General features: G+C 37.0%; 22 protein-coding genes. 17 read left to right on the forward strand and 5 right to left on the reverse strand.

Annotated elements, in window-relative coordinates; translation table 11 throughout:
• Window positions 1-272 precede the first annotated feature (272 nt).
• The 13 genes from J4Q03_RS19430 to J4Q03_RS19490 all read left to right on the forward strand — a co-directional run bounded on the left by J4Q03_RS19430 (window position 273) and on the right by J4Q03_RS19490 (window position 10,669).
• Window positions 273-1,676 (forward strand): MFS transporter, encoded by a 1,404-nt coding sequence (locus J4Q03_RS19430; protein ID WP_426049770.1) that lies wholly within the window; start codon window positions 273-275, stop codon window positions 1,674-1,676.
• 97 nt (window positions 1,677-1,773) lie between these two features.
• Window positions 1,774-2,649: a pirin family protein gene (locus J4Q03_RS19435; RefSeq protein WP_426049771.1), complete on the forward strand. Its 876-nt coding sequence runs from the start codon at window positions 1,774-1,776 to the stop codon at window positions 2,647-2,649.
• Between the two features lie 140 nt (window positions 2,650-2,789).
• Complete coding sequence (locus J4Q03_RS19440; RefSeq protein ID WP_426049772.1) at window positions 2,790-3,101, forward strand: GNAT family N-acetyltransferase; 312 nt, start codon at window positions 2,790-2,792, stop codon at window positions 3,099-3,101.
• 56 nt (window positions 3,102-3,157) lie between these two features.
• A complete protein-coding gene (locus J4Q03_RS19445; protein ID WP_426049773.1) occupies window positions 3,158-4,057 on the forward strand; it encodes a pirin family protein in 900 nt (299 codons plus the stop codon).
• An 18-nt stretch (window positions 4,058-4,075) separates the two neighbouring features.
• Window positions 4,076-4,615, forward strand: coding sequence for an NADPH-dependent FMN reductase (locus J4Q03_RS19450; RefSeq protein WP_426049774.1), 540 nt, complete (start codon window positions 4,076-4,078; stop codon window positions 4,613-4,615).
• Window positions 4,608-5,186: a TMEM175 family protein gene (locus J4Q03_RS19455; RefSeq protein ID WP_426049775.1), complete on the forward strand. Its 579-nt coding sequence runs from the start codon at window positions 4,608-4,610 to the stop codon at window positions 5,184-5,186. Before J4Q03_RS19450 ends, J4Q03_RS19455 begins: the two co-directional genes overlap by 8 nt.
• Before the next feature lies 1 nt (window position 5,187).
• Window positions 5,188-5,406, forward strand: coding sequence for a (4Fe-4S)-binding protein (locus J4Q03_RS19460; protein ID WP_426049776.1), 219 nt, complete (start codon window positions 5,188-5,190; stop codon window positions 5,404-5,406).
• Window positions 5,406-5,801, forward strand: a complete 396-nt coding sequence (locus J4Q03_RS19465) for an OsmC family protein (RefSeq protein ID WP_426049777.1) — start codon at window positions 5,406-5,408, stop codon at window positions 5,799-5,801. The genes J4Q03_RS19460 and J4Q03_RS19465 overlap by 1 nt, the downstream gene beginning before the upstream one ends.
• 1 nt (window position 5,802) lies before the next feature.
• Window positions 5,803-6,090: a GNAT family N-acetyltransferase gene (locus J4Q03_RS19470; protein ID WP_426049778.1), complete on the forward strand. Its 288-nt coding sequence runs from the start codon at window positions 5,803-5,805 to the stop codon at window positions 6,088-6,090.
• A gap of 112 nt (window positions 6,091-6,202) precedes the next feature.
• Window positions 6,203-7,762 carry a sodium:solute symporter gene (locus J4Q03_RS19475; RefSeq protein WP_426049779.1) on the forward strand — a complete coding sequence of 520 codons (1,560 nt, stop codon included), beginning with the start codon at window positions 6,203-6,205 and terminating at the stop codon, window positions 7,760-7,762.
• Window positions 7,763-7,842: 80 nt separating this feature from the next.
• Complete coding sequence (locus J4Q03_RS19480) at window positions 7,843-8,532, forward strand: SGNH/GDSL hydrolase family protein (protein ID WP_426049780.1); 690 nt, start codon at window positions 7,843-7,845, stop codon at window positions 8,530-8,532.
• Between the two features lie 260 nt (window positions 8,533-8,792).
• Complete coding sequence (locus J4Q03_RS19485; RefSeq protein WP_426049822.1) at window positions 8,793-9,647, forward strand: transketolase; 855 nt, start codon at window positions 8,793-8,795, stop codon at window positions 9,645-9,647.
• A gap of 74 nt (window positions 9,648-9,721) precedes the next feature.
• Window positions 9,722-10,669, forward strand: a complete 948-nt coding sequence (locus tag J4Q03_RS19490) for a transketolase family protein (RefSeq protein WP_426049781.1) — start codon at window positions 9,722-9,724, stop codon at window positions 10,667-10,669.
• Window positions 10,670-10,813: 144 nt separating this feature from the next.
• On the opposite strand, the gene J4Q03_RS19495 is transcribed toward J4Q03_RS19490, so the two are convergent.
• Genes J4Q03_RS19495 through J4Q03_RS19505 form a run of 3 tightly spaced genes read right to left on the reverse strand, consistent with a single transcriptional unit; the run spans window position 10,814 to window position 12,376 of the window.
• Window positions 10,814-11,326: a hypothetical protein gene (locus tag J4Q03_RS19495; RefSeq protein ID WP_426049782.1), complete on the reverse strand. Its 513-nt coding sequence runs from the start codon at window positions 11,324-11,326 to the stop codon at window positions 10,814-10,816.
• Entirely contained in the window at window positions 11,323-11,787 is a 465-nt protein-coding gene (locus tag J4Q03_RS19500) for a hypothetical protein (protein ID WP_426049783.1), read from the reverse strand. Before J4Q03_RS19500 ends, J4Q03_RS19495 begins: the two co-directional genes overlap by 4 nt.
• A gap of 25 nt (window positions 11,788-11,812) precedes the next feature.
• Window positions 11,813-12,376 carry a hypothetical protein gene (locus J4Q03_RS19505; RefSeq protein WP_426049784.1) on the reverse strand — a complete coding sequence of 188 codons (564 nt, stop codon included), beginning with the start codon at window positions 12,374-12,376 and terminating at the stop codon, window positions 11,813-11,815.
• A gap of 460 nt (window positions 12,377-12,836) precedes the next feature.
• On the opposite strand from J4Q03_RS19505, the gene J4Q03_RS19510 reads away from it, so the two are divergent.
• From J4Q03_RS19510 to gwsS, 4 genes are all read left to right on the forward strand, one after another.
• Window positions 12,837-13,046: a TIGR04139 family peptide modification target gene (locus J4Q03_RS19510; RefSeq protein WP_426049785.1), complete on the forward strand. Its 210-nt coding sequence runs from the start codon at window positions 12,837-12,839 to the stop codon at window positions 13,044-13,046.
• Window positions 13,047-13,141: 95 nt separating this feature from the next.
• Window positions 13,142-14,038 carry a hypothetical protein gene (locus J4Q03_RS19515; RefSeq protein ID WP_426049786.1) on the forward strand — a complete coding sequence of 299 codons (897 nt, stop codon included), beginning with the start codon at window positions 13,142-13,144 and terminating at the stop codon, window positions 14,036-14,038.
• Window positions 14,035-14,937, forward strand: coding sequence for a grasp-with-spasm system ATP-grasp peptide maturase (gene gwsG, locus J4Q03_RS19520; RefSeq protein WP_426049787.1), 903 nt, complete (start codon window positions 14,035-14,037; stop codon window positions 14,935-14,937). The genes J4Q03_RS19515 and gwsG overlap by 4 nt, the downstream gene beginning before the upstream one ends.
• A gap of 172 nt (window positions 14,938-15,109) precedes the next feature.
• Window positions 15,110-16,165 carry a grasp-with-spasm system SPASM domain peptide maturase gene (gene gwsS / locus J4Q03_RS19525; RefSeq protein ID WP_426049788.1) on the forward strand — a complete coding sequence of 352 codons (1,056 nt, stop codon included), beginning with the start codon at window positions 15,110-15,112 and terminating at the stop codon, window positions 16,163-16,165.
• Between the two features lie 13 nt (window positions 16,166-16,178).
• Here gwsS and J4Q03_RS19530 read toward each other — a convergent pair whose 3' ends face one another.
• A complete protein-coding gene (locus J4Q03_RS19530; RefSeq protein WP_426049789.1) occupies window positions 16,179-16,556 on the reverse strand; it encodes a hypothetical protein in 378 nt (125 codons plus the stop codon).
• A 70-nt stretch (window positions 16,557-16,626) separates the two neighbouring features.
• The gene (locus J4Q03_RS19535) at window positions 16,627-17,097 is read right to left on the reverse strand and encodes an Lrp/AsnC family transcriptional regulator (protein WP_034703315.1); all 471 of its coding nucleotides are present in this window, start codon (window positions 17,095-17,097) and stop codon (window positions 16,627-16,629) included.
• Window positions 17,098-17,149 lie beyond the last annotated feature (52 nt).

Here is a 17,149-nt window from a genome sequence, read left to right on the forward strand (position 1 = left end):
TCTCTTACAATTTGAAGCTTTAAACTTAAATTGTAATCTCTCTGTGTACGTTTGATGTACGCGGTTTCTAAATGTTCTTCCATAACGATTCTTTTTTTGTGTATCGATATTTCAGGACTAGACAAGAAAATAAATTAAAAAGTCCTGTGAAAATTCACAGGACTTTTTTAATTTTATATGAAATTCTTTATCTAAAGATCAGACTGTTTAAAAACAGAAACTGATTCAATAAAAATAAATCTGGACCTCATCAGGTTTCCAGTCTATATCCAATGACAGAAACAAATCCGCAGCAGACCTCTGTAAAAAAAATACTTCCGCTCATTCTGGCCACTGCTATCTTTATGCAGATGCTGGATTCCACGATCCTGAACACTTCCCTGCCCTCCATTGCCAAAGACCTGCATGAATCTCCGCTCAATATGCAGAATGCTATCATCAGCTATGTTCTGACCCTGGCGGTTTTTATGCCTGCAAGCGGTTTTCTGGCAGACAGGTTCGGAACCAAAAAAGTATTTATATTTTCCCTGGTCCTTTTCAGCTTAGGTTCACTGTTCTGTTCCCTATCGCAAAATCTCACCCATCTGGTTATTTCAAGGGTAATCCAGGGGGTCGGAGGAAGTCTGATGACCCCGGTAGGAAAGCTGGCACTGATCAAGACTTTCGATAAAAACGAATTGCTTAAAGCAATGAACTTCGCCATCATCCCTGCGCTGATAGGACCTGTACTTGGTCCGCTGGTAGGAGGTTATATGGTAGATTACCTTTCATGGCACTGGATTTTCCTGATCAATATTCCCATCGGAGTATTAGGAATTATTCTAGGCTTAAAATACATGCCGAATTACAAATCCACGGATGTTGACTTTGACCTAAAAGGATTTTTAATTTTTGCAGCGGCATCACTTCTGTTATCTATTTCACTGGAATTATTCGGGGATATGCAGAATATCAGCCCCGTACTTTTTGTCTTTATTCTCGGCTTTTTATTCCTTTACTATTATTACAGACATGCAAAAAGAGGCGGAAATCCTATTTTCCCTCTGGACCTGTTTCAGGTAAGAACCTTCCGTGTAGGAATTGTCGGAAACCTGGCTACCCGTCTGGGGATCAGCTCCGTTCCGCTTCTGCTTCCTCTTATGATACAAATTGCCTACAAACAGTCGGCAGTGACTTCCGGGTGGATTATTGCTCCAATGGCCCTGACCGCTATATTCGGGAAATCATCCGTCATTAAAATTTTGGATAGATACGGTTACCGGCAGACTTTAATGGTCAATACATTCATTATCGGAACCCTGATTTGCCTCCTTGCCATTCCTAACATCCATACTTCTCTATATTGGTTCGTACCTATCATTGCGATATTAGGATTTTTCAATTCCATACAGTTTACTTCGATGAACACAATTTCTATTGCAGATCTCAGGAATTTCCAGACCAGCAGCGGCAACTCATTAATATCAGTCAACCAGCAGCTGGCTATCGGATTCGGAATCGCTTTCGGACTGATTGTTTTAAAATTATTTGAAAATTCGGACCTTATTGAGGGAGAAATGCATAATGCTTTCCGCTATACCTTTCTTACCGTAGGCATATTGACCATTATATCGGGTTTTGTTTTCAGAAGACTCCATATTTCAGATGGGAAGAATATGAAATCTAAGGAAGATTAGCGGTATCTCCTACCTTTTATCCTTTTACGAACTTAACACAGATCAATGCACCTCAATCTCAGCTAGCGTACTTTTGTTATATAAAATTCACAATATTATGACAACGAAAAAAGTAGAAATCGTAGCATCTCCAAAACCTGCCCATTTTGTAGGGGATGGTTTTAGAGTTCATAATTTTATACCAGGGGTACAGGGATTGGATATGAAAAGAATGGACCCGTTCATCATGCTTGATTACAATTCAAAATTCCATTTTAACGGTTCTGAAAGGCCAAGAGGTGTAGGAGTTCATCCACACAGGGGCTTTGAAACCGTGACTATAGCTTATCAGGGTAAAGTAGAGCATCATGACAGTGCCGGCGGAGGCGGAATCATAGGTGAAGGTGATGTACAGTGGATGACTGCAGCAAAAGGCATTCTCCACAAAGAATATCATGAAACTGAATGGTCTAAAAAAGGCGGTATTTTCCAGATGGTCCAGCTATGGGTTAATCTTCCTGCCAAAGATAAAATGAGCTGCCCGAAATATCAGGCTATAGAAAATTCAGCGATGGAACGTGTTGATCTGAGTGAAAATGGTTTTATCGAGCTTATTGCAGGAGAATATAACGGACATAAAGGTCCGGCACAAACTTTTACCCCATTGAATATGATGAATGCCAAGTTAAAAGCCGGTGGAAAAGCTGAATTCAGTTTTCCTGCTCACTTCAATACAGCTGCATTGGTCATTGAAGGCAGCATTACGGTAAACGGGGAAGAAAAAGCCACGGCAGATCATTTTGTCCTGTTTAAAAATGAGGGCGAAGCATTCAGTATTGAAGCTCAGGAAGATGCAGTAATACTGATCATCAGCGGAGAACCTATTAATGAACCTATCTATCCTCACGGGCCTTTTGTAATGAATTCAAGAGAGGAAATCATGCAGGCTTTCGAAGATTTCAATACCGGCAAGTTCGGCTATCTGGAAGACTAAAGAATTAAATATATCGTAATCTTAGATTCTTCCTTTTTTATTAACTTTATATACTTGTGTTTGGTGAAATGCAAAGACTCACGGTTCAAGCCATTCTGTGTCTTTGCAATTCCGCCAGCCTACTTACAATACAAAAATTTATGAAACCAGAATTTGAAAATATTCCTCTTGTAAAAGCGGGCAAAAGATTTGAAATAGAAATCGACGGGCATTTTGCATTTATCGATTACCGTGAGATGGGTCACCAGATTGCTTTGGTACACACGGAAACGGATCCGGAACTTGCCGGAACCGGAGCAGCCACAGCTGTGGTAGAGAAAACATTAGCTTATATTGAAGAGAATGGAAAAAAACTTCTTCCATTCTGTCCATATGTTTTTGCCTATATTAAAAAACATCCTGAATGGAAACGTATTGTTGATGAGAGGTTTGAAGGCTACAACAAACTGTAAAGCATTTCTAAAATTATTTCATTCACTTAAACAAAATTCAAAAACATTACTTTATCATGTCAAATATTGGACTTATTATAGAAGAAAAAGCTGCAGATATAGGGAACTTCCTGGTGGGGAGACTTCTTCCCTTCCGTGAAAAAAGAGCGGTTGGTCCCTTTGTTTTCATCGACCACATGGGACCTTCTGAACTAAAGGATTACCAGAATCTTGATGTTCCGCCTCATCCGCATATTGGATTATCTACCTTAACTTACCTTTTGGAAGGATCTATTTTTCACAGGGACAGCATTGGAAGCGCCGTTGAAATAAAACCGGGAGCTGTAAACTGGATGACCGCCGGAAAAGGTGTGGTACATTCGGAAAGGACTCCTGAGTATTTAAGAAACAGCGATAAAAGGCTTCACGGATTTCAAATCTGGGTAGGCCTTCCAAAGCATCTGGAACAGTCGGAACCTACTTTCCACCATATTGAAGCAGATGAAATCCCGGTATGGGAAGAAGACGGAATTCAGTATAAACTGATTGCCGGTGAGGCATTCGGAAGAAAATCTGCAGTTCCTGTTCACAGTAAACTGTTTTTTATAGAGATCAAGACCAAAGAAGCAAAGAAAATAAGCATCGGAAAGGATCTTTATGGTGAAGCTGCCATGTATGTACTGGACGGAACGGTTTCCACAGAAGGAAATTCTTACGGTTCAAAACAGCTGATGATCGCCAAAGACACCCAACTTTGTGAATTCGAGATGAGTGAAAACGGCACGGTGTATCTTTTCGGTGGCGAACCCTTTGATGAAGAACGTTTTATATTCTGGAACTTCGTGAATTCGGATAAAGAAATGATTGATCAGGCTAAAGTCAACTGGAATGATCAGAACCATGATGCATTTCCTCTCGTTCCCGGCGATGAAAAAGAATATGTTCCGCTTCCTAAGGCCATTTTAAACAGAAAATAACGGTCACATCAATACACTATGAAAATATTAGCATTTGCAGGAAGTACATCTTCTACTTCGATCAACAGGGAGCTTGTAAAGTTTGTTCTGAAGGATTTTCAGAATGAAGAAATCAATCTGATAGATCTTAATGATTTTACCATGCCGGTTTTCTCTGTGGATCTTGAAAAGAAAGGATTTCCGGATGAAGCTCACAACTTTTTAAAAGTGATAGAAGAATGTGACGTGATCATCTGCTCGCTTGCAGAACATAACAGATCATACAGTTCGGCTTTTAAAAATGTCTTCGACTGGTCTTCAAGGATCAATGTAAAGGTATTTCAAAACAAGCCGATGCTTCTGATGAGTACTTCTCCGGGAGGGTATGGAGGCGGTAATGTCATGAATACGGCGAAAACATTTTTCCCGCAATTTGCAGCAGATATCAAAGATACTTTCTCGCTTCCTAAGTTTTATGAAAATTTTGACATGGAAAGCGGGGTCATCCATCCTGATATGCTTAAAGAGCTTAAGGATAAAATAGAAAACTTTAAAAACGAAATTAAACCCCATGACTAAGGGAAGACTGGAGGCCTTCAGCGATGGTGTTCTGGCGATCATCATTACCATTATGGTTCTTGAACTGAAGGTTCCGGAAGGAAGCAGCTGGGCCAGCCTCAAGCCTCTCCTGCCCAGGTTTCTCGCTTATATTTTCAGCTTTATTTATGTAGGAATCTACTGGAACAATCATCATCATCTGTTTCAGGCTGTAAAAAAAGTGAACGGAAGTATTCTCTGGGCCAATCTTCACCTGTTATTCTGGCTGTCACTGATGCCGGTCGCTACAGAATGGATTGGAACCACTCATTTTGCCCAGAACCCTGTGGCAACTTATGGGATCTGCCTGATCATGTCAGCGGTAGCCTATAATATTTTAGAGAGCCTGATCATCCGGCATGAAGGGGAAGATTCTAAGCTTAAAGAAGCTATACATTCAAAGTTTAAGGAATATGCCTCGATTATATTTTATGTTCTCGGAATCACTGTTTCATTTTTTTATCCTTATATTGCGATAGGTTTTTATTATCTCGTGGCTCTCATATGGCTGATTCCGGACCGTAGAATCGAAAAATCACTAAAAGAAAATTGATATGGAAACACACGAATATCCCAACGGCAGCATCACTGTCATCTGGCAACCTCAGAAATGCATCCACTCGGCTGTCTGCGTAAAAATGCTTCCCCAAGTCTACAATCCTAAAGACAGACCCTGGATAAAAGCTGAAAATGCAAGTCCGGAAGAACTTAAAAATCAGATAGACCAATGCCCTTCAGGAGCATTAAGTTATAAATTCAATACACAACAATAATGGCGGTAACCGTAAAAGCAAGTTTAGGAAAAACAAAATATTATACTGAGGTAACGGCCGGCGAAAACCAGATCATTACGGATGAACCCGTAGATAAAGGCGGTCAGAATAAAGGTTTCAATCCCATGGAAATTCTGGCAACATCTCTGGCAAGCTGTACTGCAGCTACTTTAAGAATGTACATTGAAAGAAAGGAATGGGATGTGGAAAACATCAGCGTAGAAGTAGAGCTTGAAAATTTTCCTTTAACAAAAAGAGCTGTATTCAAAAGGGATATCAGCTTTGAGGGAACCCTGGATGACAAGCAGATGAAAAGGCTGCATACTATTGCTGATGCCTGCCCTGTACACAAAATATTAACCAACGACATAGAAATACTAACCAAATTTTCATAATATGACCGAAGTAAAACAAAACAACGACGAAAAACACGGAAGTTTTGAGGCTTTCATAGATGGAAGACGCGCAGGAATCATGACTTATACCTGGGCTGGAGGAGAAAGATTCATCATAGACCACACAGAGGTGGAAGAAGCCTACAATGGAAAAGGTGTAGGAAAAGAAATGCTTCTGGCAGCAGTAGATTTCGCAAGGAAAAACAATAAAAAGATCATTCCGCTCTGCCCGTTTGCCAAAGCAAGTTTTCAGAAAAGTGAAGAACTGCAGGATGTTTTAGTCAACTGATACTAATTTTTGTCCTAAAGATACAGACCTTTCAGATGTTTTACTCTGAAAGGTTTTTTCTTTTTGACCAGAACAGAAAAAAACTATATTTGCTAAAATTTAAAATTTCAGCATGAATTCAGGAACTATCCTTTTGCTATTTGTTTTTATCTATTTCGTTGGTCTTTTGGTGATTTCCTATTTCACAAGCCGGAATTCTGATAATCAGTCATTCTTTATTGGCAATAAAAAAAGTAAATGGTGGCTCGTTGCATTCGGGATGATAGGAACCAGCTTGAGCGGTGTTACCTTTATTTCGGTTCCGGGTACGGTCGGAAAAATGACGGGCAGCGAATATATTTTCGGAGGCTTTGAATACTATATGATGGTTATTGGCTTTTTCATAGGGTATTTTATAGTTGCCGCCATATTGCTTCCGTTATATTACAAGATGAATCTTACGTCCATTTATACGTATTTAGGGAGAAGATTTAATGTAGAAGCTCATAAGATAGGTTCGATATTTTTTATCATTTCCCGGGCTATTGGTGCTACAGCAAGATTATATTTAGTGGTCAATGTTTTGCAGATCTTCCTACTTGAAGGTCTGGGTGTTCCGTTTTGGGTAACAGCTCTTGTACTTTTGCTGATGGTTCTTTTATACACTTTTGAAGGCGGCGTAAAAACCATTGTAATTACTGATACACTGCAGACTTCTTTTATGATCATCAGCTTGATTGCCTGTATCGTTTATATTTTATCCAATCTGAATTTATCTTTTGGTGAAGCTTACACTATTTTAGAACAGAAAAATTACACTCATTTTATCAATTTTGATCCCAATTCCAAAACATTTTTCCTCAAAACCATTTTAGGAGGAATTTTCATTACCATCGCTATGACGGGTCTGGACCAGGAAATGATGCAAAAAAATATTTCTGTAGACAATCTTCAGAATTCAAAGAAAAACATGCTGACTTTCGCAGGAACTCTTCTTTTTGTCAATCTTGCCTTCCTGTTTTTAGGGGGATTACTTTATCTTTTTGCTTTGCAGAACGGTGCAGAATATGGATTGGCAAAATCCGAAACAATAACCAATATTTTCGGATTCAAAGATGCAGCAGGAAATATAAAAAATATTATGGGAGACGACCTCTTCCCGGCTTTATCGCTACAGGGACATTTTCCAATGCCTATTTCTATTATTTTTATCATCGGACTGATTTCGGCATTATTCCCTTCGGCTGACGGTGCCCTGACAGCAGTAACCAGTTCATACTGTGTGGATTTATTAAGCCTTAATGAAGATAAAACCAAAACCGAAAAGGAAAAAAAACATCTGCGTATGAAGGTTCACCTGACTTTCACCGTAGTTTTCTTCATCCTGATTATGGTCTTTAAAGCCATGAATGATAAATCTATCGTTTATCTGATTATGGAAATTGCCGGCTATACGTACGGACCTCTTTTGGGACTTTTTGCCTTCGGAATTTTCACCAAATTTCAAATTTCAAAAAAGTATGCTATTCTTGCTGTTACGATTTTAGCACCTGTTATTACTTATTTAATCAATCTATCGGTGACTACTTATACGGATTACAGAATCGGTGTGGAACTGATTGTTCTTAATGGTCTGCTTACTTTTATTGGTTTATGGCTGGTAAAGAACAAACAGTATTTAAAAGTAGTATAATCAGGAAAATCGTTTTAAAGCCTTAATCATATCTCTATGGTTTTCTGTCCTGACATGTGATCACTTAAAAACAATATATTATGAAATCATCAATATTCCTGGCTATTGCCCTGCTTTTAGGCGAATTTATAAACGCACAAAGCGCTGTTGATTTTGCTAATCTTGCCAAGTACAAAGAGGATAATACAACCATTTTAAATACAAAGAAAAAAGTGGATGTGGTCTTTATGGGTAATTCCATCACTGAAGGCTGGGTAAAAGCCCATCCAGCATTTTTTGTTGAGAATAATTATATAGGCAGGGGCATTAGCGGACAAACCTCCTCACAAATGCTCCTGCGGTTTCAGAATGATGTTGTTGCCTTAAAACCAAGGCTGGTGGTAATTAATGCAGGCACAAACGATATTGCTCAAAACTCGGGAACTTATGATCCGGACTTTACCTTTAACAATATTAAAGCAATGGCTGATATTGCCCGAAGCAACGGAATTAAAGTCATCATTGCGTCTGTACTTCCTGCAGCTGCATTTCCCTGGCGTAAAGAAATCACTGATGTACCTCAGAAAGTGGACGCATTAAACAGCAGGTTAAAACAATACTCGCTCAACCATAAGCTCACTTTTATCGATTATAATAAGGCTATGCGCGATGAAAAAGGCGGTATGCGTGAAGGTCTTTCAAAAGACGGCATTCACCCTGAGCCCGCAGGTTACAGCATCATGGAACCCCTGATTAAAAGTGCTGTCAATAAAGCATTAGGAAAAAAATAAGAAATCACGGCTTACTGCTAAAGTAACAATAAGCTGTTTTAATTTATTAAAAATTCCCGTATTCCATTAAGAATAAATAATTTGGAAGATCCTGACGTGGGAACACAGCTTTCTTTTAACTTTATTAACAACATCATTACACCATGACTGATAAAATTGGTATTTCTTCTAAATAATTCTAAATCCGGATCATCAATCCAGATTTTTGTATTTCCGTAAGCCGTTAAAAAATTGTAAATTCGCGTGCAAATAAATCAGATATAATGAGTAAAAGTATCGAAGAGTTAAAATCTCTTACTACGCAGGTCAGAAGAGACATTTTAAGAATGGTTCACGCTGTAAATTCAGGACATCCGGGCGGAAGTTTAGGGTGTACGGAATACTTTACAGCACTTTTTGGCAATGTAATGAACTACAGTCTTCCTTTCACTATGGAGGGGAAAAATGAGGATCATTTTTATCTTTCAAACGGGCATATTTCGCCGGTTTACTATTCTACTTTAGCGAGATTTAATTTCTTTCCGGTAGATGAATTGAGAACTTTCAGAAAACTGGACTCAAGACTTCAGGGCCACCCTACGACCCATGAGGGTCTTCCAGGAATCAGAATTGCTTCCGGATCTCTTGGTCAGGGACTTTCTGTAGCCCTTGGTGTAGCACAAGGAAAAAAACTGGACGGAGATCAGTCTCTTGTTTATACACTTCACGGGGACGGTGAGCTTCAGGAAGGTCAGGTTTGGGAAGCTTTGATGTATGCTGCAGCTAAGAAGGTGGACAATATCATCTCAACTATTGATTACAACGGCCGCCAGATCGATGGCGATACTGACGATGTATTAAGCTTAGGAAACTTACACGCTAAACTTGAAGCGTTTGGATGGACTGTTTTAGAAGAGAAAAACGGTAACGATCTTGAAGCTGTTATTGCTATTCTGGAGAAAGCTAAAACTGAAACAGGAAAAGGAAAGCCTGTAGTAATCATTCTTCATACAGAGATGGGTGCTGGTGTAGATTTCATGATGGGATCTCACGCATGGCATGGAAAAGCTCCGAATGATGAGCAGCTTGACACCGCATTTAAACAATTATACCTGGAAGCTCCTTCCGATTATTAATAATAAATGATGAATGATGATTTAAATCTTTAAGGAAAAGCATCATTGATCAACTATCAAAAACTTTAGTAAAAATGAAATATACATATACAGAAAAAAAGGATACGCGTTCAGGATTCGGAGCCGGATTAGCAGAGCTTGCCGACAAAAACCCTAATGTAGTGGCACTTTGTGCAGATCTTATCGGTTCTTTGAAAATGGAGAAATTCATTGAAAAAGCTCCGGAGAGATTCTTTCAGATAGGTATTGCAGAGGCTAACATGATGGGAATTGCCGCAGGTTTGAGCATTACAGGAAAAATTCCTTTTACAGGAACTTTCGCGAACTTCTCTACTTCAAGAGTGTATGATCAGATCCGCCAGTCTATTGCCTATTCCGGGAAAAATGTAAAGATCTGTGCTTCTCATGCCGGTCTTACTTTAGGGGAAGACGGTGCTACCCACCAGGTTTTGGAAGATATCGGTATGATGAAAATGCTTCCGGGCATGACGGTCATCAACCCTTGTGACTACAACCAGACCAAGGCGGCTACTATCGCTATCGCTGAACACGACGGTCCTGTATATTTAAGATTCGGAAGACCTACAGTTCCTGTATTCATTCCTGAAGATATGCCTTTCGAAATTGGAAAAGGAATTCTTCTTCAGGAAGGTACTGATGTAACGATTGTTGCAACCGGACATCTTGTTTGGGAATCTCTCGTAGCAGCTGATGAGCTTGAGAAAGAAGGTATTTCCTGTGAAGTGATCAATATCCACACCATTAAACCTCTGGATGAAGAGATCATCATTAAATCTGTTGAAAAAACAGGTAAGATCGTTACAGCTGAAGAGCACAACTATCTTGGCGGTTTAGGGGAATCTGTTGCGGGAATGCTTGCAAGAAGAAGACCTACAAGACAGGAATTTGTTGCGGTAAACGATACGTTCGGAGAATCTGCTACTCCGGCAGAATTGATGAAAAAATATAAGATTGATGCAACTGCTGTAAAAGAGGCTGTGAAGAGAATTTTAGCGAACTAAGATCAATTATATCATAAAATCCCGGGCTGTTTCTTCGAAACAGCCCGGGATTTTTTTATCCGTCAAATCTTGATTTGCCACTCCGAAATAGTTGAAGTACTCATTTGAGGATAATATTAACTCTTGTCTTTGTCATTAATATGATCACTGTGGTCTGTTTACAGGAATATCCAGGACATCAAGCACCGGGTATAATATATTTTCCAGGAATTCCTCTTCTTTTATGCGTGATGCTTTTGAACCCGAAAAATAATTACTGATCCTGTAGTTTTTGACAAACTGGTTCCTTTTTTTTCCGATAACATAATAGTATGCGCCACTTTCATCATTAATGAAATAAGTCATCTCATCAAAGCTCATAATTTTTTGGGTAAGAAATAATTTTTTGTAAATACTCTTTTCCCGTTTATCGAAAATATATTTTATGGGAACTTTAAAAATAAGATCCCATAAAAAATAAACCATATAGACTCCCCATATAACCAAGGCAATGGTAAAGTTATTTTCAGACAGTATATTTCTGAAATAATACATTACCGGAATGGCAAGAATACCTATGCCCAGCCACCATTTTAAGGTGTGCAGAAAGCTGTAATTAGGCATAAAACTTATTTCACTGCCGTTATCTTCAAATTTATATCGGTCTCTGGTATTCATCGTAAATTTTCATTTAAACCCATAATATCTTCGGTTTCGTTTACCATTTTTTGTATTGCTTTATGATTAAGAGCCTGTCCTATCGCAAATTTTTGTTCTTTTCCATTCACCTCAAAATGAATATTTAGAAATACATTCATAGGAATGACTCCAAGATATTTCGTCGTCAAAACTTCAAAATTTGTAAAATCCTGGAAAGCATAGGTCTTTACGCCAACAAAAACACTTGGTTTACAGGTAATGGTCTGCTGTTGCGGATCAATCACAAACTTTTTAGCAAAGAAATTAGCAATGATAAGCCCTGCAAACACAATTAAGAATAAGCCCAATAAAGGGAAATTATATTTATAAGAAAGCCCTGCAGCAATCAATATAAGAGTAGCCAATACCACACTAAATATAGGCTGGTTTTTAAAGATAAAAAGATTTCCTTCTTGTTTGTAAAATTGATAGGTGTTCATAATAAATAGTAATGTATTTTAATGTTTAATTATTTAAATTGTATGTATAACGTTCTGCAATTTCATCGTCATTAATGGTTTTTAAAGTATTCAGATCTGTTCTGAAATAGCTGTCGTGTATTGAAAAATAGGCATCAACATGAGTTTGGGTATGTCCTGTAGCCTTTTTCCAGCAGTCAAAGAACCAGTTTTCAAACAGTCTGTATTTTTCACCACTATATTCGTCGCAAAGATCATCAAAGTTGTCTTCATCCTCATATTGCTCCTGAAAGTCTGAAGTTGCAGTCCATATCTTTTCAGGCAAAAAAGAATTCCAGTCCTCATTTTCATCAGCCTGCTTTTTCTTTTGACAGGGCAGAGCCGTTGTCTGGGTAATGATATCTCCTTTTTGATCTGCAGCCCAGGTTATGATGTCCAAAAAATCGCAGTCATATTCAAAATACAGGGCTTTGATATCTGTTTTAGTGTTTCCTCCGAGATAATCTACATTTTCTCCTTTGAGCATTTGTACAAGATCTTTAATAAGCTCCTCTTTAATTTCTTCAAGGTAATTTTTTAACTCAATATTGAGTTGTTTAAGGTTTTCCATACGTTCATTTTGTCATTTCGGTTTGTTGATAACTATTAATCTGCAAAAGTATATGAAAAATATAAATGATCTAATCATGATTTAATGTATTTTGTACGTCATTTTTTTGTATGTACAATAAATCATCATCTTATACAACCGTAATATCAGAGTTTTATCTGATGACTCCATTTTACAAGATCCACACCTCTGATGCCATAATCAGTAATGGATAAAATTTCACGACAATTCTATTTTTAAGATTTATTTTAATCTGTACAATACGCTTATAAATCCACAAAAAAACTACATATTTAGTCACATAAAAGGGATATAATTATTTATAGTTTTGGAAAGATCAACGTTGATTAAAGTTCAGCATTTCACCTGTAAGTGTACAGTATAGGATGAAATTAAGAATAACAAAACCCATGTCAGGGTTTATATGGCAACACAGATTTTAACAAAAAATTATTCTATTATGAAAAAATTAAATGGAATGAAGAACTTTTCTTCATTGGAAAACAAAAAACTGAAAAATTTACAGTCAATTCATGGAGGAGATGATTCAGCACGAACTTCATCACAAACTGAATGTGGCAGCAACTGTTCTGATACTGCATACTATAAAGATGGTGTCAAAACAATGACCTTAACCATTGAGGGAGCTAATCCTACTACTGCTTATTAAATAGGCTTAGGACTACAAACAGGACCGTCTTGGTCCTGTTTGTTTATCTGTTCAATGATGTTAATGATTAATTCTTGTGATAACAAAACCAGCATATGAAACACAATCAAAATATCAGATACCTGGGTCTAAGTTCTTTAATTATTTTCTTTCTTTTTTACTGCTGTAAAAGCAGAAATTATATCATTTACTACAACAAAGTAAACGAGATCGACAGCATTTACAGAATGGCCAAACAGCCTGAAAAAGCGATAAAAAAATACAAAAAACTGTTCAGGAAATACCGTCCTCTCAATCAGGAACGTATAGAAGAATATGAAACCTATATCAGAATTTCAGACAGGTATGGCAAAAATTTCGGAGGTCAGAAAAGCCTTTACCGGCTGATTCCTTTAATTGCTCCTTACTGGAGATATAAAAAAGAAGATAAGGAATTCATTAAGCTTTATAGAAAATATGGAATTGACAGTCTGAATATAGAACAGAAAGTTGCGCAATGGGAAAGTAAACATAACAAGATGATGATCGATTCTTTTGTAGTAGCAATTGGTAGGGATCAATATCGAGGACGCCTCAATGATTCTGATCGTACTGAAAATGACCTGAAAAATGCTGAACTATTGAAATGGACATTTGAGAACCATGGTTTTCCTTCCAAACAAAAAATCGGTCTATACTACAAGGATATTTTTATGCCTATAGATGTAATCATTCTTCATATGGCAGATTATGATGAATACCATCCGTACTTCAAAACAAAAATACTGGAATATGTAAAGTCCGGTGAATGTCCTCCGCGGGATTATGCTGCTATGGTGGACCGGAATAACCTGCATCATAAAGTCCCCTATACTTACGGTGTTTATCAGGGATATCAAAATATAACTGATTCTGCTAAAGTAAACCGGAACAGGAAAAGCATTGGTCTTCCAAGCCTGAAATATCGAAATAAATTAGCAAAAGATCTGGCGGACAGTCTAAGAAACAAATGATACTGATATTATCTGATAATAACGACAGAACAACAATAGAAGTCATACGTTGGCTGGCAGCACTTAACAAAGACTTTATTCTTGTGAATGATGATGAATTTTTTGATATTAAAGTTGATCAAAAACGGTTCTTTCTGCAAAGCCAAAAAAACAGCTTTTTTATTGATGATATACAAAGCGTTTGGTACAGGAGAGGCGGGCTTTTCTTCAAACGCTATCAGTACAGCAATAATTCTATTAAGATCTATATGAATGAAACCCAGCACTGGCTGGAAGATTATATACTTAAGACTTTAGAATCCAAAAGGCATATTAACAAACAAAGCAACAGCCATGTCAATAAACTCCTTGTATTGGAGTATGCCCAGAATGTAGGACTCAATGTTCCTGAGTATTTTTTAGCAGAAAATACCGATGAAATAATTCCCGGAAAAACCATCACAAAAGCAATTACCGGAAATGCCTCTCTGGATAATATTTCAGAAAATAAAGATGGAATGCTGTATACCAGTATCATCGATAAAAAGGAGAAAGAGTCATTCTTCATTTCTTTTTTTCAGGAAAAAATAGAAAAGGATTTTGAGATCAGAACTTTTTATTTGAATGGAGAATGTTATTCAATGGCTATTATTTCTCAAAATGATGACCAGACTAAAACAGATTTCAGAAAGTATAATAATGAAAAGCCTAACAGAAATATCAGATATAGCCTTCCGAAAGATATAGAAGTCAAGATTCAAAAGCTGATGCAGATACAGGATCTTAATTGCGGTTCTTTGGATTTTATTAAAAGTGGAGATTTCTATTATTTTCTGGAGGTAAATCCTGTAGGACAGTTTGCGAATGTAGCCTACCATTGTAATTATCCCCTATTTAAAAAAATTGCTGATTATTTATGAAAGAAAATTTTGGCGAAAAGCATAAGCTGCCTTTATCATTTAAACATATGGAATATTGTGATCATACAAGTAAAAGGAGCGATAAAAAAATTATATACATCCTGAAAAGTGAGAAATACCAAAGTAATTTTTATGTAAGGGAGAAGCCTGTAAAACCACTGACCCGATTATTATGAGATATTTCAATCTATTTTCAAACATACTCGTTACAAAAGGAGCATGTAGAATTTTAATATCAGACCTTCAAAGGAATGTATCGGAACTCTACCCTTTGGAATTGTATGATGTCATTCAGGAGTTAAAGAATGATTGTATAGAAAATATCATCGATGGTTATGATGAAGAATCTCAAGTAATGGTCAATGAATATTTAAATATTTTACTGCAAAATGAATATGGATTTATTACAGAGAATAATTGGGACAAAAATTTCTCTGCTCTTTCCTATGAATATGACGAGCCCAGTGTTCTTTCAGAGATTTTTATAGAGTTTTCAGAAATTTCTGTTTTGAGAAAAATAAAACGATCAGTAGAAAATCTTAGAATAAAGCATCTCGTCCTTTACAGCACGAAAAAGTTCACCGCTGAAGATTTTATAGAGATTGATCAGATCTTTGCCACTTCCGTTTTATCCGGAATAGAAATCTTTTCTCCATTCCATGAGGATGTGAATAAGCTCTTTGTAAATACTCTTCATAAGAATACGGAGAGAATATATAATATCATTTTTTATAATTGCAGAAAAAAACCTCTCAAAATAAAGGATGAATTCAGATTCAGCTTATATTTTACTGAAGAAGAGGTGAAAATTTCCTCCTGTGGAAAAGTAGATCTGAAATATTTCAACACCAATATCTCAAAAGTAACAGAAGCGGTAAACCATAATTCCTGCCTCCACAAAAAAATAGGAATAGATATAAACGGCAACATCAAAAACTGCCCTTTAATGGCTGAAAATTTCGGCAACATTAATAATATCAGTCTCGAAGATGCGTTCATAAAACCCGGTTTCAGAAAATACTGGAATCTTACCAAAGATAAGATAGAAATCTGTAAAGACTGTGAGTTCAGATATGTTTGCACAGACTGCAGAGCCTATACGGAACGTAATCATACAAACAGTGAAGGATTAGACACTTCTAAGCCTCTGAAATGCGGTTATGATCCCTATACAGGAAAATGGGAAGCATGGAGCAAGAACCCTTTAAAAACAACAATTAAAACCTAAATGCAGTAGTCCTCTAGCGGAAGAATTTCCATTTAGGAATAATCGCCAGCATCCCGAAGCCTGTAAACAGGAAAAGATTGGTGACATCCGTATACAGGAATGTGGACAGGTAATAATTATGCATAAAGAAATGCAGTACCAGCAATGCCGGGAACATGAAGATCCCTATTTTTCTGTAAAAGAACATCAGGATAAGCCCGATCATCATCAGGACGTCAATGGAAAAGATAACGAAAAAATACCATCTCGGGATCTGAAGATATTCATGCTGAAGATATTCATCGATATCAATTCCCAACCCCATAATGGTGAACAGCATCAATGCTGCAAATGCTAAAATAAAGCCCCATCCTTTCTTTGGATCCTCGTCAAAGTAACTGTATTCTTCCATAGGTACAAAAATAAAGAACTTATGAATATTTTCATAAGTTCTTTAATATAATATTCGTTTAAAATTTGAATTATATAGAAATAGCGTTGATCAATCTGTTTTTGTCGCTCAAGTACTCTTCCATAGAAATCATACTTTCGGTTCTCATTACATCTTGGATATCGTCTATCTGATAAATAATTCTCTTCGCATCCTCCGTATTCTTAGCTCTTACTTTACAGAAAATGTTATATTTTCCTGAAATAACGCTAGCTTCGATTACATTTGGAAGTACCGAAAGTTCCTTCAATACCTCTTGAGTGCGGTTTGATTTTGTCAAAAGGATTCCAATGAAAGCTGTAAAGTGATAATCCAGCTTGCCATAATCGATATTAAGAGATGATCCCAAAATAATACCTGCATCCTCCATTTTTTTCACTCTTACGTGAATTGTTCCAGCGGAAACATCCATCTGTTTTGCAATTTCAGTAAAAGGCATTCTTGTGTTTTCGACTAAGAAATCAAGAATTTTCTTGTCTATTTCGTCCAGTTGATAGTTCATATTAGTTAAATTACAATTTTCTTAAAAAATCTATGTATTTGTTGCAAATTTA

Source organism: Chryseobacterium sp. NFX27, assembly GCF_049887855.1.
Classification (GTDB): Bacteria; Bacteroidota; Bacteroidia; order Flavobacteriales; family Weeksellaceae; genus Chryseobacterium.

Coding starts and splice junctions, on each gene's coding strand:
- J4Q03_RS19430 (WP_426049770.1), top strand. CDS start 273: ATGACAGAAACAAATCCGCAGCAGACCTCTGTAAAAAAAATACTTCCG.
- J4Q03_RS19435 (WP_426049771.1), top strand. CDS start 1,774: ATGACAACGAAAAAAGTAGAAATCGTAGCATCTCCAAAACCTGCCCAT.
- J4Q03_RS19440 (WP_426049772.1), top strand. CDS start 2,790: ATGAAACCAGAATTTGAAAATATTCCTCTTGTAAAAGCGGGCAAAAGA.
- J4Q03_RS19445 (WP_426049773.1), top strand. CDS start 3,158: ATGTCAAATATTGGACTTATTATAGAAGAAAAAGCTGCAGATATAGGG.
- J4Q03_RS19450 (WP_426049774.1), top strand. CDS start 4,076: ATGAAAATATTAGCATTTGCAGGAAGTACATCTTCTACTTCGATCAAC.
- J4Q03_RS19455 (WP_426049775.1), top strand. CDS start 4,608: ATGACTAAGGGAAGACTGGAGGCCTTCAGCGATGGTGTTCTGGCGATC.
- J4Q03_RS19460 (WP_426049776.1), top strand. CDS start 5,188: ATGGAAACACACGAATATCCCAACGGCAGCATCACTGTCATCTGGCAA.
- J4Q03_RS19465 (WP_426049777.1), top strand. CDS start 5,406: ATGGCGGTAACCGTAAAAGCAAGTTTAGGAAAAACAAAATATTATACT.
- J4Q03_RS19470 (WP_426049778.1), top strand. CDS start 5,803: ATGACCGAAGTAAAACAAAACAACGACGAAAAACACGGAAGTTTTGAG.
- J4Q03_RS19475 (WP_426049779.1), top strand. CDS start 6,203: ATGAATTCAGGAACTATCCTTTTGCTATTTGTTTTTATCTATTTCGTT.
- J4Q03_RS19480 (WP_426049780.1), top strand. CDS start 7,843: ATGAAATCATCAATATTCCTGGCTATTGCCCTGCTTTTAGGCGAATTT.
- J4Q03_RS19490 (WP_426049781.1), top strand. CDS start 9,722: ATGAAATATACATATACAGAAAAAAAGGATACGCGTTCAGGATTCGGA.
- J4Q03_RS19495 (WP_426049782.1), bottom strand. CDS start 11,326: ATGAATACCAGAGACCGATATAAATTTGAAGATAACGGCAGTGAAATA.
- J4Q03_RS19500 (WP_426049783.1), bottom strand. CDS start 11,787: ATGAACACCTATCAATTTTACAAACAAGAAGGAAATCTTTTTATCTTT.
- J4Q03_RS19505 (WP_426049784.1), bottom strand. CDS start 12,376: ATGGAAAACCTTAAACAACTCAATATTGAGTTAAAAAATTACCTTGAA.
- J4Q03_RS19510 (WP_426049785.1), top strand. CDS start 12,837: ATGAAAAAATTAAATGGAATGAAGAACTTTTCTTCATTGGAAAACAAA.
- J4Q03_RS19515 (WP_426049786.1), top strand. CDS start 13,142: ATGAAACACAATCAAAATATCAGATACCTGGGTCTAAGTTCTTTAATT.
- gwsG (WP_426049787.1), top strand. CDS start 14,035: ATGATACTGATATTATCTGATAATAACGACAGAACAACAATAGAAGTC.
- gwsS (WP_426049788.1), top strand. CDS start 15,110: ATGAGATATTTCAATCTATTTTCAAACATACTCGTTACAAAAGGAGCA.
- J4Q03_RS19530 (WP_426049789.1), bottom strand. CDS start 16,556: ATGGAAGAATACAGTTACTTTGACGAGGATCCAAAGAAAGGATGGGGC.
- J4Q03_RS19535 (WP_034703315.1), bottom strand. CDS start 17,097: ATGAACTATCAACTGGACGAAATAGACAAGAAAATTCTTGATTTCTTA.